This window comes from Streptomyces sp. NPDC002076 (genome assembly GCF_053593835.1).
The window spans coordinates 55,921-82,804 of record NZ_JBSFDI010000033.1 but is presented as its reverse complement, the minus strand read 5'-3'; the positions used below and the strand labels follow the sequence as shown (position 1 = coordinate 82,804).

The following is a 26,884-nucleotide window of genomic DNA, read 5'->3' as shown; positions in this document are numbered from 1 at the left end:
CGCAGCCCGATCGCCTACGAAACCGCCTCCCGAACAGCACCAACTACGCTGACACCAGCCGCATAGCCCGTGTCCAAGATTCGGGGTCAAGGCCCGCTGTCTGCGTCCACGACATCGTTGGCGAGCACGAAGGTGACCGGTCGCGGCTGGGTCAGGCCGAGGAGATCCACAATTCCCGCTGATCTCCGGTAGGAACTGCGATCCAGGGCTCTGCTCGGATGGTTGACCCGGTAATCGATTGGGGCCAAGGGGCTTCGCTGGCTACGCTTCCCTGCGTGAATCCCGTGATCGACGTCTTGGCTTCCTCTGAAGTGGACTGTTTGGAGCGCCTCTGGGGGCAGCTCTTGGTCCACCACAGCCGGAAGGCCCCACATCTGGCGGCTCTGGGCGCGGTTCGCTCGCCTGAGGACTCATGGCGTCTGCGACGGGGGCAGTACCTCGAATGGATGCAGGAGCCGCTCACCGCGGTACTGGTCGCTCGGGATGGAGATCACCTACGCGGCTATGCGGTAGTGCGCATCCTCCACGCCCCGGGATCATGGCAGTGGGGAGACCAAGTCGGCGTCCTGGAAACCCTCGTGGTCGGTGACGAGGCCCGCGGGGCCGGAGTCGGGCAGGCCCTGCTCAGGGCCGCGCGCCAGCGTCTCGCCGAGTCGGGTGTCCAGGTCATGAAGATCTCCGTCATGGCAGGCAACGACGGTGCCCTGCGCTTCTACCGGCGTGAAGGCGCCGTCGACTTCGTGGAGACGCTGGTCATGCCCGTTTCGGAGTGAAAAGGCGGATTGGCGCCTGTGTGGATGGTTCTGCCCGGGCCAGGCTCGGCGGACTCGTCACGCGGCCTTGGCAGGGTACTGAGTCCACGTACGGATGGCGAACGTCCCTGCTACTAGCAAGCCCCGATGCAAGGCATCGTGGCCGAGTTGTCGAAGGCGTACGAATAGCCCTACAGCGCGGCCAGATTGACCACCCGGGTTTGGTGCACCGGTTACGTGGCGGGGATCCAGGTCTCGTGCCTGGCTACGACAGTTCCTCGACCTCCGACTGCGCCACGGCGTATACCGGCGGTGGTGCCGAGGGCTGGGCCTCGCCTGCGGGCAGCGGTGGGGATCACCGTCGCCGAGCCCGACCACCGCAATTCAACTCCGGAGCCGGGCTGGGACCGGCCTGTGCGGTGACCGGCCGTGGGCCCGGCCGTAATCCGCTTGACCTGGCCATGGGGTCAACGCTGCACTGTGGCGGGGCACCAGGCCTCGTGGTGCCGGCATCCCGGGGAGGCAGCGGTAGCAATGGAGATCCGTCCGACGACCGATCAGGATCTCGACGTCTTCGTCGACACACTCCATGCCGCGTTCGGGCGCTTCCCGGAAACCCCGGCCGAGGGCGGCGGGGTCTGGTGGGCGGCGCTCGAAATGGACCGCAACCTCCTCGCCATGACGGCGGACGGACGGCCCGTCGGCACCGCCGGTGCGTACTCCTTCGAGCTCACCCTGCCCGGTGAGATCCTCGTCCCGGCCAGCGGGGTGACCGCCGTCGGCGTCCTGCCCTCGCACCGACGCCAGGGCGTTCTCAGCGCGATGATGCGGCATCAGCTCACCGAGCTGCGGGTCCGAGGGGAGTTCCTCTCCGTACTGCTGGCCTCCGAGGCGCTGATCTACCGCAGATTCGGCTACGGACCGGCGACCTACACACAGCGGCTGACGGTGCCGCGCCACAAGGCCGCCCTCGCCCATCCCCGGGCCCGGGGCGGGGCCGACGCGCCGGTGACCGGCTCGGACACCGGCACGATCGAGCTGCTGCGGCGTGCCGAGTGCGGCAAGATCCTGGAGGAGGTCTACGACCGGTACCGCCGCACACAGCCCGGCGCGCTGTCCCGGCCGCAGAGCTGGTGGGCACTGGGCGCGGGGCAGCCTCCGATCTCTCCGACGCCGCGCTACGTCGCCGTCCACCGTGACGCCGACGGCGTCCCGGACGGGTACGCCAGCTATGCGGTCGACGGCGACACCTTGACGGTCGACGAGACCATAGCCACCGACGACGCCGTCTTCACATCCCTGGCCCGGTTCGTCCTCGGACACGACCTGGTCACTCAGGTCGTGTTCAAACACTTCCCGCCCGAGCACCCGCTGCGCTGGCAGTTCGCGGACTTCCGCGCCGGCCAGGTGAGCGGCGACACCGACTGGCTCTGGGTACGGCTGCTGGACGTTCCGCGTGCGCTGACCGCGCGCGGCTGGTTCGTGGACGGCGACCTCGTCCTCGACGTCAACGACCCGTTCCTTGGCGAGCACGGCCGCTACCTGCTGACCGTCCGGGACGGCAAGGCCGACTGCGTCCCGACGGACCGGGAGCCCGACCTGTCGCTGGACGTGAGCGACCTGGGCTCGGTCTATCTCGGCGGCACCGCCCCCAGCACGCTCGTGCGTGCCGGGCACATCCGGGCCCACCGCCCAGGCGCGGCCGCCCTCGCCGATGCCCTCTTCCGCGCCGAGCGCTCCCCGCACTGCCTGCACTGGTTCTGACCGCGCCCTCGCCACCCGCACACAGGTCTCGTCGGAGGTCTTCTTTCGATGTCCCGTCACCGAGCTGGGACCGTCTGCGCATGCTCGGGACCACACTCGTCCGCGAGACCTGACAAGAGAGCACACCGGTACGCGGGGACCATCGCGTGGACGAGCGGCAGCGATCCAGGCGTCGCAGCACTCCCGCATGTGCGGGGGCCGGCGCCTGAGGCTGCCAGGGCGGCCACCACGCCATCGGCAGACACCTCGCCGCCCTGCGGGCCGGTACAGCAGAACGGTCCGGCCGGGCCGCCGGGATGTCACACGGGCCCGCGGCCTCGCCCGCGCATTCGCCGATCTGGTACGTCACCGGCGGGGACAGTTGCTGCCGGAGTCGTTCCGCCAAGCTGAGCAAGTGGGGCCGAAGCCGATACAGGGCTTCGCCGGACTCCTCCGCCGGGGCGTCGACGCCGCCACCGCCGACCTGACCCTGCCGTGAAGTGCCGGCGTCATTGAGGGGCACGTGAGCCGCCTGAAGACGCTGAAGCGAGCGATGTGCGGCCGGGCCGACGGCCGAACCTGACCGCCCCTACGGGCGTCGAACTCACGTGAAGTCGCAGACGCTCAATCATCCCGTCGTACTGGTGGCCATCGTCACGCTGCTTGTCTTGACAGGCTGCTCAACAACGGGAGGACCCACAAGGACTGAACCAAGGAACGAGCCGATCAGCGGACCGGTCACAGTGAGCGGCGACGATCGCACCCTCACGGTCATGGTGGAATGGGGCGGGTGCGAGGAAGCCCCTCACCTCCGTGCGTTCGAGACCCCGACTGCTGTCTCTCTGGCCGTGCAGGTCACCACACGAACACGCCCTGGCTTCGTCTGCCCGGCTGATGCCCGATTCGGGCCAACGCGTGTTGCCCTGCACAACATCCTCGGAACGAGAGCCGTGACTGACAGGACGACCGGCCATCGACTGTCTCTTCGGAGAACCTGACACCTTTCCCGGCCGGTCACGCAATCGCGGCCAGAACCTGGAGAACGGCCAGACATGCTCGTCGCTTCACTCGTGCGGGTGGTCGGCCAGGGCGGGCCCGCGCCTGGTTGTGCGGGCCCTGCCGATCAGTCTCTCGGAAGCAGTCATCTGTGAGAGGCGGCGGGCCGGGTAGCCGGTGGGGTCAGGATGGTACAGATGTCGTCGTCGGTGCAGGCGGCCGGGTCGGTGGCGGTGGCACTCGGGCGAGGCCGCGTAGTGCCTCGCGGGTGGCGGTCAGTTCGGTCAGGCGCTGTTCGATGTCGGCGAGGTGCTGGTCGATGAGCGCGGTGACGTGTGCACAAGGGGCCTGGCCGGAGTCGCGCAGGCCGAGGACGGAGCGGATCTCGGCGAGGCTGAGGCCGGCGCCCTGGGCGTCGCGGATGAAGGCGAGCCGGGCGGCGGTCTGCTCGGGGTAGTCGCGGTAGCCGCCGGGGGTGCGGGGTGAGGCGGGCAGCAGGCCGGCCTGCTCGTAGAAGCGAATGGTCTTGGTGGTCAGTCCGCTGACCGCCGCGAGGTCGCCGATGCGCATGCCTCCAAGCTGGGCCTTGACCTTCCAGTGCGCTGGAAGGTCTAGCCCCGCGGCAGATGATGAGCCGGGAGGACAATCAGGATGCGGATCACGGTGCTGACGGTTCCCCAGTGCCCGAACGCCCCGCTGGCCATGGAGCGGGTCACCGTGGCACTGGCAGGCCGGGCCGCGGAGGTGGAACTGGTCGAGGTACCGACCATCCGGGCATTGCCGGCCGCGTGGTCGCCCAGGCGCAGGCCGAGGAGATCGCACGGGAGATCTTCGGTCCGCCACTCGCCAGCCCGGGGATTCCCCGATGAGGGGGTTCGGCCGGTCGCCCGGCTTACGGGTTCCAGCTTCACGGACCGGCTGGTGCCAAGGTTTCCACAGGCTGAGCCCGCATGTCCTGCGGCCTTGATGTGAGGTGTCGGTAAGGGCGGGGGGCTTGCCCATGGGGGGTGAGCTGGGCGTACGCCGGAAACGCGCAGACGGGTGCGGCAACTCTCGGTGCAACGGTGCAGCAAACTGTCCAGGCAACGGTCGGGTCCACTGGGGAAGCAACTGCCCGCGAAGTGCCGGTCGGCTCCGGTCGGCGGTGCAGCACGCCGGTCGCCGAGGCGCCGTACGCCGCGCCTCGCGATGCCGGCATCGACGCGCGGCTAGCTCTCGCAGGTCGGGTCCGCTCGGTGAACCGCCCGGCCGCCACCTACACCCGCATCGGCGTGGACAGCTCTGCCATGCCCGCTGCCAGATCGGCAGGCCCCGGTGGACTTCACAGCGAGAATCTGCCGTAGGCCTCGCTTGCTCCTCGACTCGCCGCCCGACCGAAGTTCGCGCGCCTCAGTGGGCCCCTCGACCGCGGATCGCCCACACGGGAAAGGACTCGAGCCAACGACTTGGCCGACGTCAGCGGTCGCATGGCGTACCGAGCGCTCACAGCCGCGCCGGGTGGAACACCCAACATCGGAGGGGCAGGCTGTAGTCATGCGGTCGCTCATCCGCCCATCCAGTCCATCAGTGGCGGGCGGTCATAGCCCGGTCCTCTTCAGACTCGTACAGTGTGTGCCATTCGTGATCATACTGCTCGCGCTGGGGATCGAACTCTCCCCTGCACACGCGGTGATCACCGGTCCTCTCCTCGCCGCCATGCCGGCATTGGCCTCGCTGACGATGGGCCCCAAGGGCACCCTTTCTGCAGCGGCCGGAGCCTTCACCGTCACCGTCCTCACGGCCACCCTCCACCACAGCTGGGGAGGCCAGGTCTACAGCAACCTCATCTCCCTCCTCGTAGTGTCGGCAGCGAGTGTCACCATGAGTAATGCAGTGCGCACGCGCAGGCAGAGCGAGCTCAACCAGGTTCGCCGAGTCGCCGAGGCAGCACAACGGGTTCTGTTGCGGCCTGTGCCGCCCCGGCTCGGTCCCGTCCAGATGGCCAGCAAGTACCTCGCGGCAGAGACGGGCGCGCAGATCGGTGGCGATCTGTACGAGGCAGTGCACACTCGGTACGGGGTCCGGATGATCGTGGGAGACGTCCGTGGCAAGGGGTTGCCCGCCGTGCGCCTGGCCGCAGCCGTGCTGGGTGCGTTCCGGGAGGCCGCGCACTACGACGAGGATCTCGCGGAGGTGGTGAATCACTGCGCGGCAGCGCTGGAACGCGAGCGGGCGGCGCTCAGCGCGGTTGATCAGGCCGAGGAAGACAACCTGACCGAGGATTTCGTCACAGCCCTCGTGGCTCAGGTATCAGACGCCTTCGTGGTCGAGGTGCTCAATCGCGGCCATCCGCCCCCGCTGGTGCTCCGCCAGGGCAAGGTGGAGGCCCTCATCCCCGCCTGCCCACTGCCGCCCCTGGGCCTGGAAGATTTCATGACCGTTCCGCCTGCCAAAGCGGAGAGCTACCCATTCGTACCCGGTGACCGTCTCCTGCTGCACACCGACGGCGTGATCGAAGCCCGCAGCCCCGACGGCGATTTCTTTCCGCTACGCAAGACCACAGAATCGGTGCACCCCTGTACCCCGTCGGAGTTCCTGGAACGGCTGCACCAGGAACTGATCCGCCACACCCACGGTTACCTGGCGGATGATGCGGCGATGCTCCTAGCCGAACGGCTCGATGAAGCAGGCGAAAGCAGGCAGCATGGCCCTCAGGCCATCCGAACTGCTCAGCCACAACACAACCGGCAGGGATATCCGTTCCGGTGATGAGGGACAGCTTCCACTTCAAGAACTTCGATGCCGACTGAGCTGGCCCAGCGGTCAGGCTGGACGCTTCCCGGGCCGGAAGCGGATCGGTCGGACGGCGGATTTCGACACCTATCGGGACGGTGTCGTAGTGACACCCTTTGCGGTGGCGTACCCATCGGCATGGAGCCCGTCGCGGCCGACTTGCTACCGGCGAGGCCTTGCATGAGCTGTTCAGCGCTGTGAAGCGCTGCCGCTGATGCAGACCCCGGCCGGCTCGGGTCTCCGGCCGGGCTCGATCAATGCGACACTCCCATTCCACTCCCGGGCCTCCCATCCGGGCCTCCTATGTCGGGTAACCGGAGGTCGGCGGCGCGTGTGCTCCTGCGGTCGCCGACCTCGGGATGTGAGTGGTGACGAATGCAGTCCGACGAAGCCAACGCCGTGTTCCAGTGGCCGAGTCGCACCAGCCGGTGTAGCGTCGTGATCAGCAGTCGTGGTTCCGAAGTCCCGTTCGCCCGTGATCGCAGTCACGGGCGTTTTTGCTGTTCAACGCCTCTCCGGACCAGGGCGATCACCTCCGGATCCCGCGCGGTGCGGGGCCCGATACGAGTCCCTCGAGGGAGACAGGCACATGGCTACAGGCACGGTGAAGTGGTTCAACGCGGAGAAGGGCTTCGGCTTCATCGAGCAGGACGGCGGTGGCCCCGACGTCTTCGCCCACTACTCGAACATCGACGCCCAGGGCTTCCGGGAGCTGCAGGAAGGCCAGAAGGTGACCTTCGACATCACGCAGGGCCAGAAGGGCCCCCAGGCGGAGCACATCCGCCCCGCCTGACGACGCCACGAATAAGCCCCAGCCAGTGCGTCCACCGGCTGGGGCTTGCCCGTCTCGCCCCGCTTCCGTGTTGCCAGGTGCCAGTTCTGTCAGGCCGGTGAAGTCGAGGCCAGGCAGCGTTCGTGACCACTTTCCGTGAACGATGCTGTCCGTACCGCCCTCCCATTGGATCGAGTGGAGCCCGAGCATATGGGCCCATCCAGGGCCTGGCTTCTTGGCGGCGCACTGGCCGGCGTTGCTGATCGTGACGGTCGCCGATACCTGCTTGGTACGGCGCAACCTGGCGGCGCTGTTCGGGTCTCGGCGTTGGCGGCAAGGAACACGGGCTCGTTCGGGAAGCTGAAGTCGAAAGTGATCTCGATCTGGAGGTCGGGGCGTACTGTCTCGCGGTCACCAAGTCGATGCCAGTGCTCGTCGAATACGACTACGTCCACGCGACTGTCCTCGTGCGGGTCTCCCCCTACCTGACCCCCGCGCAGGCTGCGGCCTACAAGACGGTGGCCGACGGACTCAGCTGACAGTTCCTCGGCGAGGCCGCCCTCTCCCGCCCCGCGCTCGCCCACCAGGTCCCATCACACAGAACATCACGGCGGCCGCCGGCAGTGGCGCCACCGGCGCACACCGGTTGGTGTCACCCTCGGGAAGCCGCTGCCCGGTCCGGTGGGCGACATGGACCAGCTACGCCAGGCACAGCGGTTCTGACCCTCGACCCTCAGGCGTACGGCTGTGGTTGCATGCCCGGTGGACATGCAACCCATGGTCGGATGTACTCGGGTTGCTCGCCTGACAGCGTTTCGCCATGGACACGAACAACCGCGATGGAATGACACGCCGTCACCTGCTGGGCGCCACGCTGGCCGCCGGCGCCGCTGTGCCACTTGGTGTCGCGCGCCCCGCGTGGGGTGCCCCGACCGCTCCGGGCTCGGTGCGGCCCACCCTTCCCATGCCCACCGGGCCGTATTCTGTGGGCACCATGTCGCTGCACCTTGCGGACGATTCACGTCCGGGTCCGGCGGCCGGGCCGGGCCGGGCCGGCACCGCGAATTGATGGCCGGCGTTTGGTATCCCGCGCGGGACGTGGCCCGGTACCCGCGGGCGCCCTGGATGCAAGCTGCTCCGCTGCAGGCGCTTCTCACCTCGCTTGGGTTCCCCGCCGACGTCGTGCTCGCGCCGCTCACGGCCGGTCACGAGGGCGCTCCGGTGCGGCGCGCGGGCGCGAGGCTGCCCGTCGTCGTGTTCTCGCACGGCGCCCACGACCACCGGTCCGACACCACTGTCGTGGTGCAAGAGATGGCCGGCCATGGATATGTGGTGATCACGGTGGATCACACGGGCGATGCGTTCAGCGAGTTTCCCGACGGGCGGGTCGTCGTCCCGCTCCACGACCCGCGGTAGGTGCTGGGGCCGGCGGACTTCGCGAGGGACATCCGGTTCGTCCTCGACCGGGTCGAGGACCTCGGCGCCGGACGCAACCCCGACGCCCAGCACCGGCCGCTGCCGGCCGGTTTGTGCGGTGCCCTGGACCTGGACCGTATCGGCATGTTCGGCTGGTCGAAGGGCGGAACGGCGACCGCCCTCGTCATGCTGGAGGACAGGCGCGTGAGGGCCGGACTGAGCTTCGACGGCCCGATGGAGCCGACGATCACCACCGATCTGGACCAGCCGTTCATGATGATGACCGCCGTGTTCACCCGGGCCGAAGAGCCGAGCGTCGCGGAGTTCTGGTCGCATCTGACGGGATGGCGGCTCAATGTGCAGGCCGAGGGCGCGGTCCACTCGTCGTACTGTGACGCCCAGGTGCTGGTCCCGCAGCTGGCCAAGGCGACCGGGATGAGCGACGAGGAGCTTCGGGGCTGGATCGGCACGCTCGAGCCGGTCCGGGCGCTGCGGATCCAGCAGGCGTACCCGCGCGCCTTCTTCGACCTGCATCTGCGGCACCGCCGGGGGCGCCTGCTCGACGGTCCGTCCGCGGCCTTCCCCGAGGTGACGTTCCTGCCGTGAGGCTTGTGCGTTCGGCCGTGGGCCGCCCGGGAAGGCGTTCGGCCCCACGGCGGCGGCTCGGCCTACTTGGCCGGGCACTGCTTCCACGAAGGTTCCAGGCCTGTACAGTGCAGCGCCGGTTGCTGCAACCGGCGCTGCACGGCTGGCTGACTCAGCAGCCCGTGGCGTTGTAGTTCCAGAACGCGGTCCTGGTCTGCGATCCGGCGATCCCGTCAACGGCACCGGCGTTGTAGCCGACGGCGTTCAGAAAGCGCTGCAGCGCCTTGATCGTGTTGGTGCCGACGATCCCGTCCACGGTGCCGGCGTTGTAGCCCCAGGCGTTGAGCATCCTCTGCGCCGCCTCCCAGCTGTTGGTGCCCAGTTGCCCGTCGACGGTGCCGGCGTTGAAGCCCCAGGCGTTCAGGCAGCTCTGCCAGTTTTCTGCCCGGGCCGTGTTCAGGCCGAGGTTGTTCACGGCGAGCGGGGAGATGTGCCGGCTGCCGACCGCGGGCGTGGCGGCCGCCTGCGGGGCCGCCACGCTCGCGCTTGCGCCCGCGAGACTCCCAGCCGCAATCCCGGCGAGGGCGGTTGCGGTGAGGAGCGCCTTAGTCAGAGAAGATCGCATTGCTTCCTCTTTCCGATCGGATTCCGCAGAGCCTTGACGCGGCCGCCGTCACCGGCCGTCCGCGCTGACCCAAGCGTTTCCAGGAACGTGTGGCCAGGCTTGTACGAATGCGACCTACCGGCCCTCGGTGCCTGATTCGGCCAAATTCCCCTCGCTCGTGCCTTACAGCGTCTGTATCGCCTACGGTCTTTGCCGTGTTCACGTCGACCTATGGGGGTTCGACCCATGTACAGACACGAACTGCTCGAACGGCGCGCTGCCCCTGACTTACGCGATCAGGTCCTGGGCTATCGCGGCTTTCGTTTCCATGCGATCGGAGCACGGCGCAGACTCCTGATCCCTGACGGAGTGGTGAAGGTGATGCTGGGCTTCGGCGACCCGCTGCGCGTTCTCGACTCCTGTGACCCGAGACGCACGTGGAGCGGGTCCTCGTTGGCCGGCGGCATCCGGACGACGGGCGCGATCGGCGAGCACACCGGCCTCATCCATGGGGTGACCGTCCTGCTCAGCCCCCTCGCCGCCTACCGGCTGTTCGGAGTGCCCATGTCCGAATGGGCTGAGCTGTCCGTTCCTCCCGAGGACCTCTGCCGCCGGCCCTGGGCAGACCTGCCCGCCCGGCTGGCGCAGGTCCCGGACTGGCACAGCCGCTTCGCTGTATTGGACCGCGTGCTGCGCGCGGCACTCGACGCAGGCCCTGCTGTGAGCCCCGAGGTGGTCTGGGCCTGGCGCCAGATACAGAGGACCAGTGGACGGGTACGGGTCGAGGAACTCGCGGCACAGACCGGTTGGAGCCGTCGCCACCTCGAACGGCGCTTCCGCTGTTACACAGGGCTGACGCCGAAGGGGGCGGCGCAGGTGATGCGGCTGCAGGCGGCCTTACACCTGAAAGAGGCCGGTGCCAGCTGGGCCGATGCCGCGACGCAAGCCGGGTACCACGATCAGCCCCACTTCGACCGCGTGTTCAAGGCGATGACGGGCCGCACGCCGAGCGCCTTTCGCTCGGAGCGCATGGCCGCCTCGCCGTACGACGCCCAGGACTTCGTGCGGGGACAGGTGACGAGCGCCATTCTCGCGAACCAGACCTGATCCCTTCCCGGCTTGGCACCGCGGTGCTCGCCCAGACCTGGAGTTCCTACGATGCCGCTGCCCGGCCGGCCGCCCTACGGTCGAGATCCATCCGCCGGGTCGTCACTTCGTGAGCCGCTCAGGGGGAGGCCAGGGCGATGAGCATGGCGGGGCGCCCGGGGCACGCCGGATCATGCCTCTCCGTCGTGCCGGCGGGGACCGTGTGGACATAACCCCCGGCGCCGCTGTAGGCGCCCGAGCCACCGGTGATGGCGACATCGACGGTGGAGCTGGCCGGGAGGTGGAGGAGTGCCTGTCCGGTGATCTTCCCCTGGGGCAGGGCGAAGGTGTCAAGGCACTGCAGTTCGTCCGGGCCGATGTGCACGTACGTGCAGACCACGGCGTGATCACCGATCTTCTTTGCGTTCTGATACAGGTCTTCGGCAACGACGAGCTGGTCGCCGAGGCTGTATCTCTTCTTGCCCACGTCGATGGGGTGGGACTGGGTCTGCTTGGCGACCAGCTGGATGGTTTGCGTGCGCTGGTGCGTGCCGTGTGTGCTGCCGGTGCTTGCTGATGCCAGCGGGGCTCCGGCGAGATCTGCGGCGGCCGCGCCCACCGGGACGAGGGAGCGGAGATTGATCTTGCGACTGGGGAGGGCCGGAGGAGCCCCGCCTGCGGCTTGGGCATGATCGGCGGTTCGGCTTTTGCCTGGCCCGGCCGGTGAAGACAGAGACTTCAGGAGCGTATGCTCCTATGTGTCCCGGGCAGCAGGAGCGGCTTCCTCGGGCGCCGGGTATTGGGTCACCGCGAGTGGGGCCTGAGCTGGAATTTTGTGGTGAGCATATGCTCTTATTATGGGTGGGAGTGCTCTGGAGGCGAAGATGGTCACTACACCGGCGGACCCCGCTGATGCGTGCAACAACCTGGCTCTGCGTAAGGCGGCCCGGTATCTGAGTGCGACCTATGACAAAGCCCTGGCCTCGGTCGGTCTTCGTGCGACGCAGTTGAGCATTCTGCAGAAGCTCAGTGCACACGGGGAGATGACGATCACCAGTCTCGCTGACATGATCGCGATGGATCGTACGACGATGGCTTCGAACCTCAAGCCGTTGGCGCGGGAGGGCCTGGTGACCGTCGAGCCGTCGGCGGCCGACCGCCGGGCACGGATCGTCGCCATCACGCCGGAGGGGGTTTCCCGGATGAAGGCCGCGCTGCCGCTGTGGCGGGAGATGCAAGCCCGGTTCGAGGAGCGTTTCGGGGCCGAACAGGCAGCCCAGATGCGTGCGTTCCTCGAAGCCGTCCTCGAGACCGGCTTCACGCCCTGGGCCGAGTAAGGTCGCCGTCGCCGAAGGCCCGAGGCTGGTTGGGACACCCGGAACCGCACCGGCTGCGGCTCGGTGGCAGACCACTCGGCAAGCAGTCACCTCTCAGGAAGCTCCTGGGCGTTCAGCGGTCTGACGGATCTTGCGTCCGGCGCGCTTGACCCCTTCGGTGCCCACCGAACGCCGCCTATTGACCTGCCCTGACACGGTCCAGTGCCCCACCGACGGCGGCGCCGTGACCCAGGCATGGCTTGTGGGCGACGGCCGGCGGGTTGCCTCGGGCGGGGGAGGGGCGTGCCTTCATCGATCTCGGCATGCGCCGAAACGCCGACTCTTGCCGCTGTGGCCGAAGAGCCATCCCGACCGTCTGCGAGTGCTGCGGAGCGCCTGGGTGTCACAGAAAACCTGGTGGTGCCGCCGCGGGCCGGATTGAGTAGAACTCTCATCCGTCACCGGCGCACGGTCCCGCGAGAGGTGTGTGGCCGCACCGCCCGTTTCGGACGGGGCGGCGCGGTCCGCGCCTGCCTGGCCAGACCGTGTGCGTTCGTCCGGCGTCCGGCCGCCTGCGTCAGCCGGCCCGCAATGCGCGCCTGCCAGTGCGCCCGGGCCGTCGTACGGCTCCACGGGGAGTGCGAAGGGTTCAGCGTCGGCGCCCCGCGACTCGCGCGAGCCCACGCTGAGCAGACGCACTGCGGGATCTCGCTCAGGTGCTGCACGTAGGTGTGCGGCAGCACGGCGGCGGGCTGGACGACCTCGACGACGCCGGTGCGTCCCCGCACGCAGCCTGGCAGCCTGGTGCGCCCGGATGCTGACACGGTTTTGCCCGCACCTGCTAGCCCTCGGCGAAGGGTCGGCGCGGTGCCGCGATACGGAGCGATCGGTCAGTTGCCTGCAAGGGGCCGTTGATCCGGACCGCCGGGGTGTGAGGTGTCGGTCGGCGAGGCAGCTCTCAGGCGTCCTCGTCGCAGCGCGGACGTCATGCCGACCCGGGGCCCGCACCCCGTTGCGGGGCCGACGGGGAAGGCAAGGGAGAGACCTGCTTGCCACCTCACCGATAGGAGCATATGCTCCTATCGGTGGCCCGGACCGTGACATCCGCGTACGGGCTGCGACCTGAGGAAGGAATCCCATATGATCATCAAGATCAAGTCACTTGCGGCGGTGGCGCTGCTGACCACGGCGGCTGGCAGCATCGGCACGGTGGGTGCGTTCTCCGCGAGCGCGGCCACCCCGGCCCCTGCGAAGATCGAGGTTTTCAGTGCCAAGTTCGGCACAGCCGCCAACCCCAACTTCATCGAGACCGTGTCCCATGGCGTGGCGCAGGTCGGCCAGTCGACCGTCCTGAACCGCGTCAACGGCTCCAACCCGGGGCAGGACATCATCGGCCACCGCGGCGGTCTGGTCTCCGGCTTCTTCAAGGCCGGCCTGGTATCCGCTGACGTGAACAAGCACTACGGCAACCTGAACGCCGCGCAGCTCGAGTTCGCGCCCAACGGGGTGCCCAGCCACCTGTGCGTCGGCCTGGAGGCTGTCGCGCACCAGAACGAGAGGCTCTCCCTGCAGACGTGCGACACGCCGGGCACCACCGTGTGGATCATCGACACCGCCGATTCTCCCAGGACTGCGGCCAAGGGGTACTTCCCGATCGTCAATGGCTCGACCACGGACTACGCCCACCCGTTCGCGATGACCTACTACGGTGAGCCGGGCCGCAGGCATGCGGCCGACATGCCGATCCGCGTTGCTCACCTGCTCGGCAACCCGGCGCGCGTCCACGACAACCAGCTCTGGGGCGTGCTGAAGAAGTAGGGGGCCCCTGGTGGGATTCCATCAGGCCCTGATGCCGTAAAGGGAACGACTGCGTGGCTCACTGGCGCAGGGTCCGGACGACACCGCATGCGGACGCCAGCGGGCCGCGTAGATCCCTGACTGACATGACCGTCCGCCCAGCGTCGGGAAACGATGGGCTCCAGGTTTGACATCGTCAAAATAGGAGCATATGCTCTTAATATCTGAAGTGCCGCGCCGGCCGTGGGGTGACCCCGGACGACCGGTCGGCGCCTTCCCAACGCATGCGGTTCCGCACCTGTCGCGAGGAGCGACAGAAGAGCGCAGCTCAGCGCGATGCGAGAGGGACGTCTGATTCTTGCGATCTGAGCAAGAATGTTGGTTGGTGCACTGTATGAGAGGTATGCAATGGATGGACTTGCTGACATGGGAGGAACCCCAGGATGGGGCCCCATGCATCCGCCGAGACGCGATGAACCTGTTTTCGAGGAACCCTGGGAGGGCCGGGCATTCGCGCTGGCGATCTTCTCCAACCGGGTCTCCGGGGGGAACCTGGACTCCTTCCGGCATGCGCTGGAACGCCTTGACCGAGCCGCCTACCTGGACGACGGCTACTACGGGCGCTGGCTCAACGCCGGGGAGTTGAGGCTCCTCGACAGCGCGATCCTGGCGCCGGGCGCGATCGACGCCCGTGCCCGCAACCTGCGCGGCGAACACGTGGAGGAGCCGCCGGTCCCGGAGCCCGCCAAGCCGGACTACGCGCCGACCGCCCAGGGTTCACTGCGCACCGTGGACGCCCCTCCGGCCTTCGCCGTCGGCGAGCGGGTACAGGCCAAGAACGTGTCCGTACCCGGGCACACCAGGCTGCCGCGCTATGTGCGCGGCCACACCGGCGTCGTCGAGATCGTCCAGCCGGCCCACGTGCTGCCGGACACCAACGCCCACTTCCTGGGCGAGAACCCGCAGCACGTCTACTCGGTGCGATTCGACTCACGCGAATTGTGGGGCCCCGACGCCGAACCCTTCGACGTCACCGTGGAAATGTTCGAGAGCTACCTGGAGACCACCTGATGACCGCTACCCATATCGACCGGGACGAGACCATTCCCGCGGCTCTGCGTACCGAGGCGCTAGAGCAGTTGCTCACCGAGCGGGGCCTGATCGATCCGAAGGTGATCGACGGGTTCATCACCACCTATGAGACCAACGTGGGCCCGCTCAACGGCGCGAAGGTCGTCGCCAGGGCCTGGACGGACCCGGACTACCGACGGCGGCTGCTCGAGGACGGCACGGCCGCCATCAAGGAACTGGGCTTCGGAGGGTTCCAAGGGGAGCACATCGTGGTGGTGGAGAACACCGCGACGACCCACAACGTGGTGGTGTGTACGCTGTGTTCGTGCTACCCGTGGCCGGTGCTGGGTCTGCCGCCGGGCTGGTACAAGGACCCCGCCTACCGCGCCCGCGTGGTCAAGGAGCCCCGCACGGTGCTGTCCGAGATGGGCCTGGACCTCAATGACGACGTGCAGATCACCGTCCGCGACTCCACCAGCGAGGTCCGCTGGCTGGTCCTGCCCGAACGCCCGGCCGGCACCGAGCACCTGACGGAGGAGGAACTCGTGCCGCTGGTGACGAGGGACGCCATGGTCGGCGTGGCGAAGGTCGAAACGCCATGAGTGCGCCGCTGGACATCGAGGGCCCGGCCGCACCGCCCCGCTCCAACGGGGAGTTGGTGTTCGCCGAACCGTGGGAGAGCCGCGCCTTCGGCATGGCCGTCAGTCTTTACGAGGCAGGCGCGTTCACCTGGCCGCAATTCCAGGCCGCACTGATCGCCCGGATCAGAACCTGGGAGACCTCCGCGGCCGTGGATGAACCGTACGACTACTACCGGCTCTGGCTGGCCGCCCTGGAGGACGTGCTCGCCGGCCTGTGTGCCGTGTCCACGGACGAGGTCACCACACGCGCCCAGGCACTGGCACAACGCCCTCCGGGTCACGACCACCGTGACCACCCCGGCCACACGCACTGACCGCAACGCCGTCCCGGCGTCCTCTTGGGGCCCCGTCAGCGCCCTCCTCGGGAGGTTCCCGGGCGAGTGAACGCAGGCACTGCACGGCCCCGGCTCGCCACCAAGCCGCCGGGGCTGAGCGGACATGTGCCGCGTCTGTGCCGAGGACCTTCGACATCGCCCGCAGGCACTGGCGTTACGGCGTTCGGCGTTCAGCGGTCGCCGACGGCGAACTCGCCACCGAGGGACCCCTTGCTGCACCGCCGCTTCGCCCCAGCCCCTGGGAGGCAGGAATCCGCCCGGGACAGCCGGGTCAGGTCCGCCGACGGGCTCCGCCAAGGCGGCCTGCGGCTCCCGGGGAATCTCCGGCGTTGGGGGTGCGTCCTTCCCTGCGACGGGTCCCAGAGTCATGCGGCCCGCGGTTCCGGCGGAGCGTCCGGCTCGGCCGGGTCGGAGCGCGGTCAGGCTTCTGCAGGACCGACGCATCGCATGGGCGGCGGCGCGGGTTGTCGCCGCCGGGTGGCCGCAGGTGCTGGGAGTCCAGCGGGGCAGTGGTGACGGCCCGCTTGTCGCCCCACTCGCGCAGGGCGGGCATCACCGGGAGCAAAACACGGCCGGCCTGGGACAGGTGGTACTCGTAGCGCGGAGGGTGCCCACAGTGCCGGCGGCGGGTGATGACCCCGGCGTTCTCCTTGCCCAGCCGGTCCGTGAGGATGTCCGGCGGCGCCCCGGTTTGTCCGGTGATCGTCGGACAACCGGTGCGCGCCGTAGGCCATCTCGCGCAGCGCCGGCGGCGACGTCCGGCTCGTCGGCGATCTCCAGCGCCGCCGCGATCTAGCAGTACCTGACGCCAACGGGCTGGTCGACCACCACGTAGGCCCGGGGGGTGTCGGGTGGTGCCGGCGGGTGGTCGGCCAGCTCTTCCCTCTCGGCGCTTGCACCCCACGCCAATAGGAGCATATGCTCCTATCTATCGATTCCCAGGACGGCTCGCACCCGCGGCCGCCGCCCACGAGACAAGGAACGGCACATGTCCATCCCCGAGCGGACCACCAGCGCTCCGTCCCCGGCGGCGGCGCTCGGCACCGCTACCCGCGAAACCGCCCCGGACGAGCCCCAGAGCGCCGCCGCACGTCACCACGCTCGGCGCGTACTCGCCCTGAGCAGCCTCGGGGTGTTTGTGGTGTTCCTCGACACCACCATCGTCAACGTCGCCTTCGAGACGATCGGCCACAGCTTCCACACCACCACCGGGCACCTGAGCTGGGTGCTGAACATCTACAGCCTGGTCTTCGCCGCGGTGCTGATACCTGCCGGGCGCCTGGCCGACCGCTACGGTCGCAAGCATGTGTTCCTCATCGGCATGACCGGCTTCGGCCTGATGAGCGCGCTGTGCGGGCTCGCCCCGAGCGTGACGGTGCTCATCATCGCCCGCGGGCTGCAGGGGGTCTTCGCCGCGCTGACCATCCCGACCTCGCTGGCCCTGATCCTGCCCGAGTTCCCGCCCTCGCGCCGCCCCGCGGCCATTGGCACCTGGGGCACGATGGCCGCGGCCGCCGCCGCGATCGGCCCCACCCTGGGTGCGCTGCTCATCAAGTACGGCTCCTGGGGCTGGATCTTCCTGGTGAACGTGCCGATCTGCGCGCTGGTCCTCGTCGTCGGGTCGCGACTGCTGCGCGAGACTCGCGAGCAGGGCGCTCGCGGAATCCCCGACCCGCTGGGGGCGGTGCTGATCGCGGTGATTCCCGCCGCGCTGAGCCTGGGCATCGTCGAGGGCCCGAGCTGGGGCTGGTCCAGCCTCCGGGTGATCGCCGCCTTCGTCGTCGCCGTCGTGCTGCTGCCGGTCTTCGTATGGCGCACTCGCACCGCGGCCCGGCCCGTGATGGACCTGACGCTGTTCAAGGTTCACCAGTTCCGGCTGGTCAACGTGGCCTCGCTTGTGTTCAGCCTGGCGTTCTTCGCCGTGATCCTGAGCAACTTCATCTTCTTGCAGACGGTGTGGCACTACTCGGTGCTGATCGCTGCCCTGGCCTGCCTGCCCAACCCGGTCATGACGGTGATCACCGCCCGCCCTGCCACCCGGATGGTGCACAAGTACGGACACCAAGTCGTGTTCCTCACCGGGGCCGTCCTCTTCGCCCTCGCCCAGGGCGCCCTTGCGCTGGCGGTCTCGGCCCACTCGCACTGGGCCGCCCTCTGGCTGCCCGACATGGCGGTCACCGGAATCAGCCTCGGCTTCAACCTGCCCACGCTGTCCGTCGCCTCCACCAAGCCACTGCCGCCTGCCCAGTTCGCCGTCGGCTCCGCGATCAACCAGAGCTTCCGCCAGCTCGGCGCCGTCCTCGGCGTCAGCCTCTTCGCTGCCATCGTCGGCACACCCGGCAGCGTCAGCACCGCGCTGCACGCCTTCCACAACGCCTACTGGCTCTTCGGCGCTCTGGGCCTGCTCAGCGGAGTGATCATCTGCCTGCCACAGCTCCGTCGCGCCCCCACCCCGGCACCAACCGCCTGACAGCCGACGGCGGCGGCCCCTGGCCCGCCCTGGGACTGAGGGGTCCTTTTGATGACGATCGCCTGGGCCGCTGCTTGGCGTCGGTGAGCACTGGTACCCGTGCTCATGTACCTCATCGCAGTGATGGCGGTGATCAGCAGTCTCGGCTCGCGGCTGATACCCACGATCGCCGCCGTCGACCATGTGCTGCTCTCCGAAGCCGGTAGTCACTGACCATCACCTGCTCGTCGGGGCGGTCCATACCCACGGTAAGCCCCTCGACCGTAGGCCGCGGCTCGGGGGACGTCGAGGTCGTCCTCGGCGTGCATGAGGGCCGGCGCTGCGGCGTCCAGGGCGTTCAGCCGGTCGCGGTGGGCGCGGTGGTGCCGGACTCGGCGCGCTGGGTCAGCCGAGCGGACCGGCGCAGGGACAGTGATCGGCGATCCACGTCCATGGAGTCCAGTACCGTGTCACGGGCCCGTGGTGCCGGGCGTTTTCACGCCCGCCTTGGGGCACATCATCCGCCCGCGGGATCCTCGGCCTCCCGGCGCAGCAGGTCGCCCGGCTGGCATTCGAGCACCTCACACAGGCGCGGCGAGCGTCGCGAAGCGCACCGCCTTGGCGCGGCCGTACCGCGAGGTTGGCGGGCGTGATCCCTACACGGTCCGCGAACTCGCCCACGGACATCTTCCGCCTGGCCAGGGCGAGCAGCGTCCGCAGCACGAGCACGATGAGCGCGACCCCCAGGACGGCCACGGCAATCCTGCCCATGATGAGGGTGACGCCCGGGTCGTCCCGCTGGCCCGGCGCATTGAGGACCGTGACCGCGAACCACACGAGGGCAGCCGTCACGATCTCGCCGATCACGTCGTCCACCCGGCTGGTCCGTGTCCTAAGCCGCCCTTGCCTGGTCCGCTTCCATTACCCGGTGCAGCCGGAGTCGGCTGGATCTTCCCACTCATTACTGTCGGCGGGGTGGCAGACCGCTTCCCCCTCGCGGTGCTTGCACCTCACGATATAGGAGCATATGCTCTTATGTGCTTGACCCCCGCAGCACCCTTGAGGAAAACAAAATGATCAATACAGAGGATCTGGTAAGCCGGAACGCCGCGTTCGCCGCCCGTGGCGCGCATGAGGGCCTGCACATCCTGGGCAGCGGCCAGCTGATGGTCATCGGGTGTGTCGACTCCCGTGTCGATCCGAGCCACGTGCTCGGGCTGGACCTCGGCGAGGTGACGGCGATCCGCAACGTGGGCGGACGCGTCACCCCGGCCGTGCTCCGCACCCTGACCATGCTCACGAAGGTCAGCGCGGCCCACCGCGGCGACCGCCCCGCAGGCACGCACATCGTGGTCATGCATCACACCGAATGTGGCATCAAGGACATCGCGGCGTTCCCCGAAATGCTCGCGAGCGACTTCGACATCCCCGTCGAGGCGCTGGAGCGGAAAGCCGTAATGGACCCGTTCGCCTCCGTCCGGGTCGACGTCGGGGTCCTCAAGGAGGCCCTCAGGACCAGGATGCCCGCAGGCCTCGTGACAGGGCTCGTCTACGACGTAGAGACCGGACTGATCGAGGTCGTCGCCCCGACCGCGAGGGTCGGGGAGGAATAGGCGCCGGCTTCGCCCACCTCACTTAACGGTCACGATCACTTTGAGTGGTCGGCCGCGCCACGCCGACCTCCTGAACAGCACCAACAGCTGACATGCGCCGACCGGCAGCCCGAGGCAGTGCCGACGCCGCGCCCTCCTGTCCGTAACTCCACGAGGTGAAGAAATGATTCTGATAACCACCGCCAACGGTGCCACCGGCCGACCGATGGTCGACTACCTGCTCAAGGACGGCTTCAACGTCCGCGCCATGGTCCGCAAGGACGATGCACGGGCACAGGAGCTGCGCGAGGCGGGCGCCGAGGTCGTTTTTGGTGACCTCCTCAACCTCCGTGACGTGCGAGGGGCCCTGGAGGGGGTCCAACGTGCCTACTTCAACTACCCGGTGGCGGACGGCCTGGTGGAGGCGGCCGTCATGTTCGCGCAGGCAGCGAAGGAGCAGAAGCTCGAGCTCGTCGTGAGCATGTCGCATTTTCAGTCGCGTCCCATCGCGCGCAGCAAGACCACCCAGAACCACTGGCTGGCCGAGCAGGTCTTCGACTGGTCCGGCGTCCCGACCACCCACCTTCGACCCACGATTTTCACGCAGTGGCTCCTCTACATCTCCGGGTTCATCCGCCGTGGCCGCTACGCGATGCCCTTCAACGGGGACAGCCGCGTCGCTCCGATCGCCGCCCGTGACGTCGCACTGACCGCCGCCAAGATCTTCGCCTCGCCCGAGAAGCACGCCGGCCAGACCTACCGGCTCACCGGCCCGGTCGAGTACAGCCACCAGGAGCTCGCGGCCGAGGTGAGTCGGATGCTGGGCAAGGACCTTCCCTTCGAGCAGATCACCGTGAGCACGTTCCTTGAGTCGATCGGTCTTCTGAACGACACCGCCAAGCTCAGGCACTTCGAGGCGATCATCATCGACCAGCAGGAGGGGCTGCTGGCAGGCGTCAGCGGCGCGGCCCCGAACATCACCGGCCAGCCGCTGGTGACGGTCGAGGAGTTCATCAACGAGAACCGCTCCGCGTTCGGGTTCGGCCCCGCCAAGTCGGCAAGCTGACCTCCCCTGAGGGGCCCGACCGGAGCATGCAGCTGCCCCTGATTTCCACACGCATCGATGAGCAGCGCTGCACCGCCGTGGGCCGGGCGGCCTCGAAAGCAGAGACAGAGCCCGGTCGGCCGCCTTGGTGCGCAGCCCGTCCGGCCTGTGTCCCGGCTGCGCGCGCCCCCGCTCTAAGCCACTGTGGTGGCTGTGGCGATGCATCAATAGTCGTGGGCGACTCGTCGGCGACGAACAAGCCGAACAATCAGCAGAAAACTATCGGCAGAAAGCCAATCGCATGTGTCTTGCTACAGGTACCGCCGCCGAAGCGGCCAGTGCTACGCCTCGTCCCGCCTTCGGGCCCGTGGTGGACCCCATTCATCTTGAACCGGTCGACGAGGTCGAGATCACGATTCTCGTCGACAACGTCTACGACGCTCTGCTGGGCGGCGATGAGCGCACGCGCCGTGCTCCCTTCGGCGTCGGTGTCAAGCCCGCGCCGCACTTCGAGGAGGGCGAGACCTTCGTCGGCCTCGTCGCCGAGCACGGCTTCTCCGCGCTGGTCACGATCAAGCGGCTCGGACACACCAGTTCGCTGCTGTTCGACGCCGGGCTCTCGCCGACAGGAATGGTCGTCAACGCCGACCGGCTCGGAGTGCGCTTCGACGATCTCCAAGCGGTCGTGCTCAGTCACGGCCACTTCGACCACGCCGGAGGTCTGGCGGGGCTCGCGGGACGCCGGCGCGCCTCAACTATGCCGATGCTGGTACATCCCGAAGTGTGGACTCGCCGTCGCATGGTGCTCCCGGGTTCAGAGATCCAGCCGTTTCCCACCGTCAGCAAGAAGGCTCTGCGCCAGGAGGGATTCGACGTGGTGGAACGGCGCGTACCCTCCCTGCTCCTCGATGAGAGCGTACTGATCACTGGTGAAGTCGACAGGACAACTGAGTTCGAACGAGGCATGCCGCCCAGTCATGAGGCGTGGACGGGCGAGCGGTGGGCACACGACGCGAAAATCATCGACGATCAGGCCCTCGTCGTGAACCTGCGGGGGCACGGACTGGTGGTGCTGACCGGCTGCGGCCACGCCGGCGCGGTCAACATCGTTCGACACGCCCTACGCCTCACCCAGGTCGACCGGCTCCATGCCCTCGTCGGCGGACTGCATCTGAGCGGGCCCGCATTCGAACCGATCATCCCGCCGACGATCACCGCCCTGGCGCAATTCGCGCCGAGCCTAGTCGTTCCCGGCCACTGCACAGGCTGGCGTGCGCAGCATGCACTGGCTGCTGCGCTCCCGTCGGCCTGGGTACCAAGCTCGTCCGGCACCTCGTTGCACCTTGAGAGCGCACCCGCCTGACGTGCGGGCTTCTGCGCCAGAAGAGAACTGCGCCTACCGCGGCTTACCGACCAGGTTTGAGTGCCTCCAGGACCCTGTCGCGCATTGAGTTGATCAACTTGCCTGCCCGGTTGCCCGCATCGCCGATGAGTCACCCCGTGGGCATCGGCGCCGCCGACAGCCCCGCCCTCGCCTGGCGGCAGGCACGCACGCACCGCCCTCCGCTTCACCACCGCGCGTGGGCCCGTCGTCGCCTACGACGACCTGAGCGCCCTGGCGCTCCTGGCAGAGCTGCCGCAGGACGCCCTGCACGCCCAAGTCGACGTACCGGCGATCGCTCAACCGTCCGCCGAATCCGTTGACTTGGACACCTTGGACGCCCACCGCGCCACCGGGTCCCTGCGCCGCGCCGCGCACCTCCTCCACCTGCACCACAACAGCGCCGCCCGCGGACTCGAACACCTCGGCAAGGCCCTGGGCATCGACCTCACCCTGCCCATCGGTCTGATGCCGGCCGGGCTCGCCCTCACCGCACGCCGGCTGCTCGAGGACCGATGCACAACGTCAGGGACGGCCCGATCCGACTCCGCGGGCCCGGCTGCGGCACCGAGGAACCCGTCCGAGCGCGCGCCATCTTGCAGCCCGGGAAACGCCCGGCCGCCTCGGCGTCGCTGACTGCGGGGGTGATGATGACGTCCTCGCCGTCCTGTCAGTCTGCGGGCGTCGCCACCTGATGCTCGGCCGTGAGCTGAAGCGAGTCGATCACCCGCAGGCGCTCACGGAAATGGCGCCCCGTGCCGGCCGGGTAGGTCAGGGTCGTCGACTGGCCGTAGGCGATGAACAGTGGGCGCCCACGGATTGCCTCGGCCGCCGGTGTCCGGGCGTCCAGACCGGTTCCATGGAGACTGCGCACCATGCCGGGGAGGCTCCGCTGAGCCCGAGCACCCACAGACGGCCCTCGCTGGCAGAGGCCGGCACCACGGCCGAGCGCGGAACGGGGACATGAGGCAGTACCGAGCTGCCCCGACGAGGGCCTCCATGGTCGTGGCCTGGTTCAGCAAGTCGTCGAGCCGCCGCAGTGGATACATCAGGCTGGCGCCCGCGGAGCCAGGGACGCCCGATACCCGCCAGCCCGGTGTGCAGATGCTCGTATCCGGGTCGGAACCTACAGGCACGAGCATCGGCGTGGGGCCGGCTGCGATCGCAGCGCCGTTTTCGGGCGAGCTGGGCAAGGGTCGTGGCCCGTTCGTTGCCGATCTCCTGCAAGTCTGCGTGCTCCGTCGCCCGGAAGGTGCCGAAGGTCTCCAGCCGAAGGACGGTGAGGGCGCCGAAGCGCCCGTCCGCGTCGGTGACAGGGACCGAAAGGGCGACGTACGGACAGGGCGGCACATGGTGCTGATGCGCTTCGGGCGGGTCGGGATCGACAAGAACAGCCGGTTGCCCGAGGCCAGTGCACACGCGGAGGGGTAGGCCGCATCCAGGCCCATCCACCCGGGAAGTGTGAAGAAGGACAGCGGACTGCCGCCGATCAGCGCGAGGTGGAGTTCGGCGTGATCCTCGTCCAGCAGGCAGACCGCTACCGTCAAAACAGAGCTACGCCGGGCACGCCGTCCGGCCACGGCATACTTCCAGCCGATATGCGGGTGGACTCATGGATTCCCTGGCGAATCAGTTCGGTTCGACCTGGCTGCCCGCGTGGTTCCAGCGGTGTTCGACCTTGGCGATGCGCCAGTAGCCCAAGGCGCAGGCCCACACGACGACGAAGAGGCCGACGATGACGAAGCCGGCGTTGTTCAGGTCGATCCCGGAGATCCAGCCGGTGGCCGGGTCGGTCAGGCGGAGCTGGTCGTGCAGGGAGCCGACCAACTCGATCGTGCCGATGAGGAAGGCGACCGTGATGGACAGGCCGGTGATGGTGAGGTTGTAGTAGACCTTGCGGACCGGGTTGGAGAAGGCCCAGTGGTACGCGAAGTTCATGAATGTCCCGTCAAGGGTGTCGAACAGACTCATCCCGGCGGCGAACAGCAGCGGCAGGCAGACGATTGCGTACCACGGCAGTCCTGCGGCGGCGCCGGAGCCGGCCATCACCATGAGCGTGACCTCGGTGGCGGTGTCGAACCCGATCCCGAACAGTAGCCCGACCGGATACATCTGTTCCGGGCGGGAGACGGAGCGGGTGACCCGGCCCAGGATGCGGTTCATGAAGCCGCGGCTGTCCAGGTGCATGGCCAGTTCGTGTTCGTCGAACCGTCCTGCGCGCATCGCCTTGAAGACCCGCCAGATCCCAGCCAGCGCTACCAGATTGAGTGCGGCGATCAGGTAGAGGAAGCTGCCGGACGCCAGTGTGCTGACCACGCCCAGGCGCTGGCGTGCGCTGGAGTTGTCGCTCGTCAGGGTCGTCGTCAGCCGCGCGCCCGCGGCGATCCCGGCAGCCAGCAGCACCACGACGGTGGAATGGCCCAGCGCGAACCAGAAACCGACGGAAATGGGGCGCTTGCCATCGGCCATGAGTTTGCGGGTGGTGTTGTCGATGGCGGCGATGTGATCGGCGTCGAAGGCGTGCCGCATGCCGAGGGTGTAGGCGGTCACTCCGAGCCCGAGGCCGAAGACCTCACTGCCGACCTTGTAGTGGTGGGGGGCCACGAGCGCGGCCAGGATCCCGAACGCCGCCAGGTGCAGTGCCGTGATGACGGCCAGGAGTCCGCCGGCGCGCCACCAGTCCCGGCGTTGCCAGCGGATGGCCGGTGTGGTGGCGGCCGCCACAGGACGGACAGCGGTCAGGGAAGCGTTTTCGGGCACAGTCATCTGGGGTCAGCCTCTCGAGCGCCTTGCGGATGAGTTTCGTGCGGTGCGGCGGCCGGTCTCCCGGCTGGCGGACGAAGCCCCATGAGCAGCGTGGATGCCCGGGGTCCCCAGGTCGTCGGCCCGCGTTGGGCCGGCGGGTGTGGACTCGGGGCACGTTCTCGCCGTCCCGTAAATACGAGTATATACTCCTAATGGCAGCGTCGCTGTGGAACAGTCCCCAGCAGCGTTGCTGCCCGCCACCCACACCTATCTGGCGGTGCTGGGTGAGAAGGCGGTGGCCTTCGAGCGGCTGGTGCGCAGCGCCGACCCCCGCACCCCGGTGGTCACCTGCGGCAGCTGGATCATGCGCGACCTGGGTGCCCATCTGGGCCAGGTGGTACCGCTTCGCGGCAGCCGCGTGCCGTCGATCGCCGTGGACGACTTCACCAGGTGGGATCACTCCAGTTGCGCCCTGGCCGTGCGCGCCGCAGTCTGCCTCCGTGGACCACACCCTGGAAGCACACATGCGGCCCGTTCTGGTGACCGGTGCCGCGGGCCGGGTCGGCGCTGTTGGCCGGACCGTGGTCGAAGGCCTTCGGCGGCGGGGGCTGAAGGTCCGGGCCCTGGTGCGTCGGGATGACGAGCGCGCTGAGGCGTTGCGTGCGACCGGCGCCGAAGTCGTTGTCGGTGACCTGACGTCCGCACGCGACGTCGCCGAGGCTCTGGACGGCTGTGGGCGGGTGTATTTCGGCATGGCCGTATCGGAGCAGTATCTGCCGGCCGCCGTGACGACAGCTGTCGCCGCGCGCGCCTACGGCGGGCTGGAAGCCTTCGTCAACATGTCGCAGCTGACCGTCTCCGAGATGGATCTCACCAGCACGTCCGAGTCGCATCAGCAACGGCAGCAGTGGTTGGTCGAACAGCTTCTCGGCTGGTCCGGCCTTCCCGTCGTCCAGGTCAGGCCCACCGTCTTCCTGGAGAATCCGCTCTTCCAGGTGGGCTTCTCGTCGATCCGGCGGGACGGCACCATCAGGCTGCCGTTCGGCCAGGCGAAGACCTCCCCGATCGCGGCCCACGACGTGGCGGCTGCCGTTGAGGGGATCCTGGCCGATCCGGCCCGGCACGTCGGCCGTGTCTACGAGCTGACCGGCCCCCGATCGGAGAGCATCGCCGCCATGGCGGCGGAGATCTCCGCGGCTTCGGGCCGGACGGTCGGCTACACCAACGTTCCCCTGCAGCAATGGCTTGACCACGATCTCCGAGCACTGGGGCTGCCGGATCACGTCTTCCAGCACACCTCCACGATGGCCCGCCTGCACGCAGCCAATCGCTACGATCGCCAGGCGGACGGCATGGAACAGATCATTGGGCGGCCCGCTGCCGGAGTGGCCGATTTCGTCCGCAGAAACCCCGAACTGTTCACTCGCTGAAGCTGCTTGCTCAGGCCGCCCGACCGGTCTGCAGGGCCATCTGGACGAGGGTCGCCCGGTCGGCAGGTCTCGCGCCGGGCGACTTGGGTGTCCGTCCTGGAAGAAGCCGAGCTGCCTGGGGGAGTAGCCGCAAAGAATGTCCTTGGTCCGACGGTACACAATGCGGCCCTTCTGACCAGTGGAAACGACCCTCGTAGGGCTGCTCGGCCGACGCCGTGGACCGGGAACGGTCCGGATCTTGGTCCCGGGGCGTGAGGGGCCTGGACGGCGGGATGGGCGCGGGTGGGACCTCCCATTCTGCGCGCCTGCCAGGCGCATCAACGGGTTCTCAGGGCCGCAGATTTACGGGCGCGCAC

25 protein-coding genes and 2 pseudogenes are annotated in these 26,884 nt (G+C 68.4%); 19 read left to right on the top strand and 8 right to left on the bottom strand.

Annotation, left to right across the window (positions count from 1 at the left end):
* Positions 1-218 precede the first annotated feature (218 nt).
* Both ACWCQS_RS41930 and ACWCQS_RS41925 read left to right on the top strand, forming a co-directional pair.
* Positions 219-773 carry an N-acetyltransferase family protein gene (locus ACWCQS_RS41930; RefSeq protein WP_451009373.1) on the top strand — a complete coding sequence of 185 codons (555 nt, stop codon included), beginning with the start codon at positions 219-221 and terminating at the stop codon, positions 771-773.
* A 513-nt stretch (positions 774-1,286) separates the two neighbouring features.
* Positions 1,287-2,516, top strand: coding sequence for a GNAT family N-acetyltransferase (locus tag ACWCQS_RS41925; protein WP_451009372.1), 1,230 nt, complete (start codon positions 1,287-1,289; stop codon positions 2,514-2,516).
* Positions 2,517-3,674: 1,158 nt separating this feature from the next.
* Here the strand turns inward: ACWCQS_RS41925 and ACWCQS_RS41920 are convergent.
* Positions 3,675-4,061 (bottom strand): heavy metal-responsive transcriptional regulator, encoded by a 387-nt coding sequence (locus tag ACWCQS_RS41920; protein WP_451009371.1) that lies wholly within the window; start codon positions 4,059-4,061, stop codon positions 3,675-3,677.
* Between the two features lie 1,050 nt (positions 4,062-5,111).
* Here ACWCQS_RS41920 and ACWCQS_RS41915 point away from each other — a divergent pair.
* From ACWCQS_RS41915 to ACWCQS_RS41900, 4 genes are all read left to right on the top strand, one after another.
* On the top strand, positions 5,112-6,239 hold the full coding sequence (locus ACWCQS_RS41915) for a PP2C family protein-serine/threonine phosphatase (RefSeq protein WP_451009370.1): 1,128 nt from the start codon (positions 5,112-5,114) through the stop codon (positions 6,237-6,239).
* 613 nt (positions 6,240-6,852) lie between these two features.
* Positions 6,853-7,056 (top strand): cold-shock protein, encoded by a 204-nt coding sequence (locus ACWCQS_RS41910; RefSeq protein WP_055492756.1) that lies wholly within the window; start codon positions 6,853-6,855, stop codon positions 7,054-7,056.
* 1,047 nt (positions 7,057-8,103) lie between these two features.
* A complete protein-coding gene (locus ACWCQS_RS41905; RefSeq protein ID WP_451009369.1) occupies positions 8,104-8,451 on the top strand; it encodes an alpha/beta hydrolase in 348 nt (115 codons plus the stop codon).
* Entirely contained in the window at positions 8,452-9,057 is a 606-nt protein-coding gene (locus ACWCQS_RS41900) for an alpha/beta hydrolase (RefSeq protein WP_451009368.1), read from the top strand.
* Between the two features lie 151 nt (positions 9,058-9,208).
* On the opposite strand, the gene ACWCQS_RS41895 is transcribed toward ACWCQS_RS41900, so the two are convergent.
* A complete protein-coding gene (locus tag ACWCQS_RS41895; RefSeq protein ID WP_451009367.1) occupies positions 9,209-9,661 on the bottom strand; it encodes a peptidoglycan-binding domain-containing protein in 453 nt (150 codons plus the stop codon).
* A gap of 360 nt (positions 9,662-10,021) precedes the next feature.
* Here ACWCQS_RS41895 and ACWCQS_RS41890 point away from each other — a divergent pair, with 360 nt between their 5' ends.
* Positions 10,022-10,747, top strand: coding sequence for a helix-turn-helix domain-containing protein (locus ACWCQS_RS41890; RefSeq protein WP_451009382.1), 726 nt, complete (start codon positions 10,022-10,024; stop codon positions 10,745-10,747).
* Between the two features lie 118 nt (positions 10,748-10,865).
* Here the strand turns inward: ACWCQS_RS41890 and ACWCQS_RS41885 are convergent, their stop codons facing one another.
* Complete coding sequence (locus ACWCQS_RS41885; RefSeq protein WP_451009366.1) at positions 10,866-11,345, bottom strand: allene oxide cyclase barrel-like domain-containing protein; 480 nt, start codon at positions 11,343-11,345, stop codon at positions 10,866-10,868.
* Positions 11,346-11,610: 265 nt separating this feature from the next.
* Between ACWCQS_RS41885 and ACWCQS_RS41880 the strand changes: the two genes are divergently transcribed.
* The 5 genes from ACWCQS_RS41880 (at position 11,611) to ACWCQS_RS41860 (ending at position 15,865) form a co-directional block, all read left to right on the top strand.
* A complete protein-coding gene (locus ACWCQS_RS41880; protein WP_451009365.1) occupies positions 11,611-12,063 on the top strand; it encodes a MarR family winged helix-turn-helix transcriptional regulator in 453 nt (150 codons plus the stop codon).
* Positions 12,064-13,182: 1,119 nt separating this feature from the next.
* Positions 13,183-13,860, top strand: a complete 678-nt coding sequence (locus ACWCQS_RS41875) for a hypothetical protein (RefSeq protein ID WP_451009364.1) — start codon at positions 13,183-13,185, stop codon at positions 13,858-13,860.
* A gap of 354 nt (positions 13,861-14,214) precedes the next feature.
* Positions 14,215-14,910 carry a nitrile hydratase subunit beta gene (nthB, locus tag ACWCQS_RS41870; protein WP_451009363.1) on the top strand — a complete coding sequence of 232 codons (696 nt, stop codon included), beginning with the start codon at positions 14,215-14,217 and terminating at the stop codon, positions 14,908-14,910.
* Positions 14,910-15,512: a nitrile hydratase subunit alpha gene (nthA, locus tag ACWCQS_RS41865; protein ID WP_451009362.1), complete on the top strand. Its 603-nt coding sequence runs from the start codon at positions 14,910-14,912 to the stop codon at positions 15,510-15,512. The genes nthB and nthA overlap by 1 nt, the downstream gene beginning before the upstream one ends.
* A complete protein-coding gene (locus tag ACWCQS_RS41860) occupies positions 15,509-15,865 on the top strand; it encodes a nitrile hydratase accessory protein (protein ID WP_451009361.1) in 357 nt (118 codons plus the stop codon). Before nthA ends, ACWCQS_RS41860 begins: the two co-directional genes overlap by 4 nt.
* Positions 15,866-16,157: 292 nt before the next feature.
* On the opposite strand, the gene ACWCQS_RS41855 is transcribed toward ACWCQS_RS41860, so the two are convergent.
* Complete coding sequence (locus ACWCQS_RS41855) at positions 16,158-16,790, bottom strand: winged helix-turn-helix transcriptional regulator (protein ID WP_451009360.1); 633 nt, start codon at positions 16,788-16,790, stop codon at positions 16,158-16,160.
* 84 nt (positions 16,791-16,874) lie between these two features.
* On the opposite strand from ACWCQS_RS41855, the gene ACWCQS_RS41850 reads away from it, so the two are divergent.
* The gene (locus ACWCQS_RS41850) at positions 16,875-18,356 is read left to right on the top strand and encodes an MFS transporter (RefSeq protein ID WP_451009359.1); all 1,482 of its coding nucleotides are present in this window, start codon (positions 16,875-16,877) and stop codon (positions 18,354-18,356) included.
* Between the two features lie 496 nt (positions 18,357-18,852).
* Here ACWCQS_RS41850 and ACWCQS_RS41845 read toward each other — a convergent pair.
* Together ACWCQS_RS41845 and ACWCQS_RS41840 are read right to left on the bottom strand one after the other, a co-directional pair.
* Positions 18,853-19,022 (bottom strand): annotated as a pseudogene (locus tag ACWCQS_RS41845) (helix-turn-helix domain-containing protein).
* A gap of 9 nt (positions 19,023-19,031) precedes the next feature.
* Positions 19,032-19,211: pseudogene (locus tag ACWCQS_RS41840) on the bottom strand (DUF2975 domain-containing protein); the annotation flags it as partial.
* A gap of 197 nt (positions 19,212-19,408) precedes the next feature.
* Here ACWCQS_RS41840 and ACWCQS_RS41835 point away from each other — a divergent pair.
* The 4 genes from ACWCQS_RS41835 to ACWCQS_RS41820 all read left to right on the top strand — a co-directional run bounded on the left by ACWCQS_RS41835 (position 19,409) and on the right by ACWCQS_RS41820 (position 22,989).
* Positions 19,409-19,948 (top strand): carbonic anhydrase, encoded by a 540-nt coding sequence (locus ACWCQS_RS41835; RefSeq protein ID WP_451009358.1) that lies wholly within the window; start codon positions 19,409-19,411, stop codon positions 19,946-19,948.
* A 163-nt stretch (positions 19,949-20,111) separates the two neighbouring features.
* Positions 20,112-20,993 (top strand): NmrA family NAD(P)-binding protein, encoded by an 882-nt coding sequence (locus ACWCQS_RS41830; protein ID WP_451009357.1) that lies wholly within the window; start codon positions 20,112-20,114, stop codon positions 20,991-20,993.
* A gap of 346 nt (positions 20,994-21,339) precedes the next feature.
* Positions 21,340-22,335: an MBL fold metallo-hydrolase gene (locus ACWCQS_RS41825; RefSeq protein WP_451009356.1), complete on the top strand. Its 996-nt coding sequence runs from the start codon at positions 21,340-21,342 to the stop codon at positions 22,333-22,335.
* 342 nt (positions 22,336-22,677) lie between these two features.
* Positions 22,678-22,989 carry a hypothetical protein gene (locus ACWCQS_RS41820; protein WP_451009355.1) on the top strand — a complete coding sequence of 104 codons (312 nt, stop codon included), beginning with the start codon at positions 22,678-22,680 and terminating at the stop codon, positions 22,987-22,989.
* Positions 22,990-23,023: 34 nt separating this feature from the next.
* On the opposite strand, the gene ACWCQS_RS41815 is transcribed toward ACWCQS_RS41820, so the two are convergent.
* Positions 23,024-23,230, bottom strand: a complete 207-nt coding sequence (locus ACWCQS_RS41815; RefSeq protein ID WP_451009354.1) for a hypothetical protein — start codon at positions 23,228-23,230, stop codon at positions 23,024-23,026.
* A 122-nt stretch (positions 23,231-23,352) separates the two neighbouring features.
* Here ACWCQS_RS41815 and ACWCQS_RS41810 point away from each other — a divergent pair, with 122 nt between their 5' ends.
* The gene (locus tag ACWCQS_RS41810; RefSeq protein ID WP_451009353.1) at positions 23,353-23,784 is read left to right on the top strand and encodes a hypothetical protein; all 432 of its coding nucleotides are present in this window, start codon (positions 23,353-23,355) and stop codon (positions 23,782-23,784) included.
* A gap of 198 nt (positions 23,785-23,982) precedes the next feature.
* Here the strand turns inward: ACWCQS_RS41810 and ACWCQS_RS41805 are convergent, their stop codons facing one another.
* Positions 23,983-25,119 (bottom strand): HoxN/HupN/NixA family nickel/cobalt transporter, encoded by a 1,137-nt coding sequence (locus ACWCQS_RS41805; RefSeq protein WP_451009352.1) that lies wholly within the window; start codon positions 25,117-25,119, stop codon positions 23,983-23,985.
* 479 nt (positions 25,120-25,598) lie between these two features.
* On the opposite strand from ACWCQS_RS41805, the gene ACWCQS_RS41800 reads away from it, so the two are divergent.
* Positions 25,599-26,528 carry an NmrA family NAD(P)-binding protein gene (locus tag ACWCQS_RS41800; protein ID WP_451009351.1) on the top strand — a complete coding sequence of 310 codons (930 nt, stop codon included), beginning with the start codon at positions 25,599-25,601 and terminating at the stop codon, positions 26,526-26,528.
* Positions 26,529-26,884 lie beyond the last annotated feature (356 nt).

Excerpts from the sequence above, each read along its gene's own strand:
- ACWCQS_RS41930 (WP_451009373.1), top strand. The coding sequence starts at position 219 with ATGGTTGACCCGGTAATCGATTGGGGCCAAGGGGCTTCGCTGGCTACG.
- ACWCQS_RS41925 (WP_451009372.1), top strand. The coding sequence starts at position 1,287 with ATGGAGATCCGTCCGACGACCGATCAGGATCTCGACGTCTTCGTCGAC.
- ACWCQS_RS41920 (WP_451009371.1), bottom strand. The coding sequence starts at position 4,061 with ATGCGCATCGGCGACCTCGCGGCGGTCAGCGGACTGACCACCAAGACC.
- ACWCQS_RS41910 (WP_055492756.1), top strand. The coding sequence starts at position 6,853 with ATGGCTACAGGCACGGTGAAGTGGTTCAACGCGGAGAAGGGCTTCGGC.
- ACWCQS_RS41905 (WP_451009369.1), top strand. The coding sequence starts at position 8,104 with ATGGCCGGCGTTTGGTATCCCGCGCGGGACGTGGCCCGGTACCCGCGG.
- ACWCQS_RS41895 (WP_451009367.1), bottom strand. The coding sequence starts at position 9,661 with ATGCGATCTTCTCTGACTAAGGCGCTCCTCACCGCAACCGCCCTCGCC.
- ACWCQS_RS41890 (WP_451009382.1), top strand. The coding sequence starts at position 10,022 with ATGCTGGGCTTCGGCGACCCGCTGCGCGTTCTCGACTCCTGTGACCCG.
- ACWCQS_RS41880 (WP_451009365.1), top strand. The coding sequence starts at position 11,611 with ATGGTCACTACACCGGCGGACCCCGCTGATGCGTGCAACAACCTGGCT.
- ACWCQS_RS41875 (WP_451009364.1), top strand. The coding sequence starts at position 13,183 with ATGATCATCAAGATCAAGTCACTTGCGGCGGTGGCGCTGCTGACCACG.
- nthB (WP_451009363.1), top strand. The coding sequence starts at position 14,215 with ATGTTGGTTGGTGCACTGTATGAGAGGTATGCAATGGATGGACTTGCT.
- nthA (WP_451009362.1), top strand. The coding sequence starts at position 14,910 with ATGACCGCTACCCATATCGACCGGGACGAGACCATTCCCGCGGCTCTG.
- ACWCQS_RS41860 (WP_451009361.1), top strand. The coding sequence starts at position 15,509 with ATGAGTGCGCCGCTGGACATCGAGGGCCCGGCCGCACCGCCCCGCTCC.
- ACWCQS_RS41850 (WP_451009359.1), top strand. The coding sequence starts at position 16,875 with ATGTCCATCCCCGAGCGGACCACCAGCGCTCCGTCCCCGGCGGCGGCG.
- ACWCQS_RS41835 (WP_451009358.1), top strand. The coding sequence starts at position 19,409 with ATGATCAATACAGAGGATCTGGTAAGCCGGAACGCCGCGTTCGCCGCC.
- ACWCQS_RS41830 (WP_451009357.1), top strand. The coding sequence starts at position 20,112 with ATGATTCTGATAACCACCGCCAACGGTGCCACCGGCCGACCGATGGTC.
- ACWCQS_RS41815 (WP_451009354.1), bottom strand. The coding sequence starts at position 23,230 with ATGGTGCGCAGTCTCCATGGAACCGGTCTGGACGCCCGGACACCGGCG.
- ACWCQS_RS41810 (WP_451009353.1), top strand. The coding sequence starts at position 23,353 with ATGGTCGTGGCCTGGTTCAGCAAGTCGTCGAGCCGCCGCAGTGGATAC.
- ACWCQS_RS41805 (WP_451009352.1), bottom strand. The coding sequence starts at position 25,119 with ATGACTGTGCCCGAAAACGCTTCCCTGACCGCTGTCCGTCCTGTGGCG.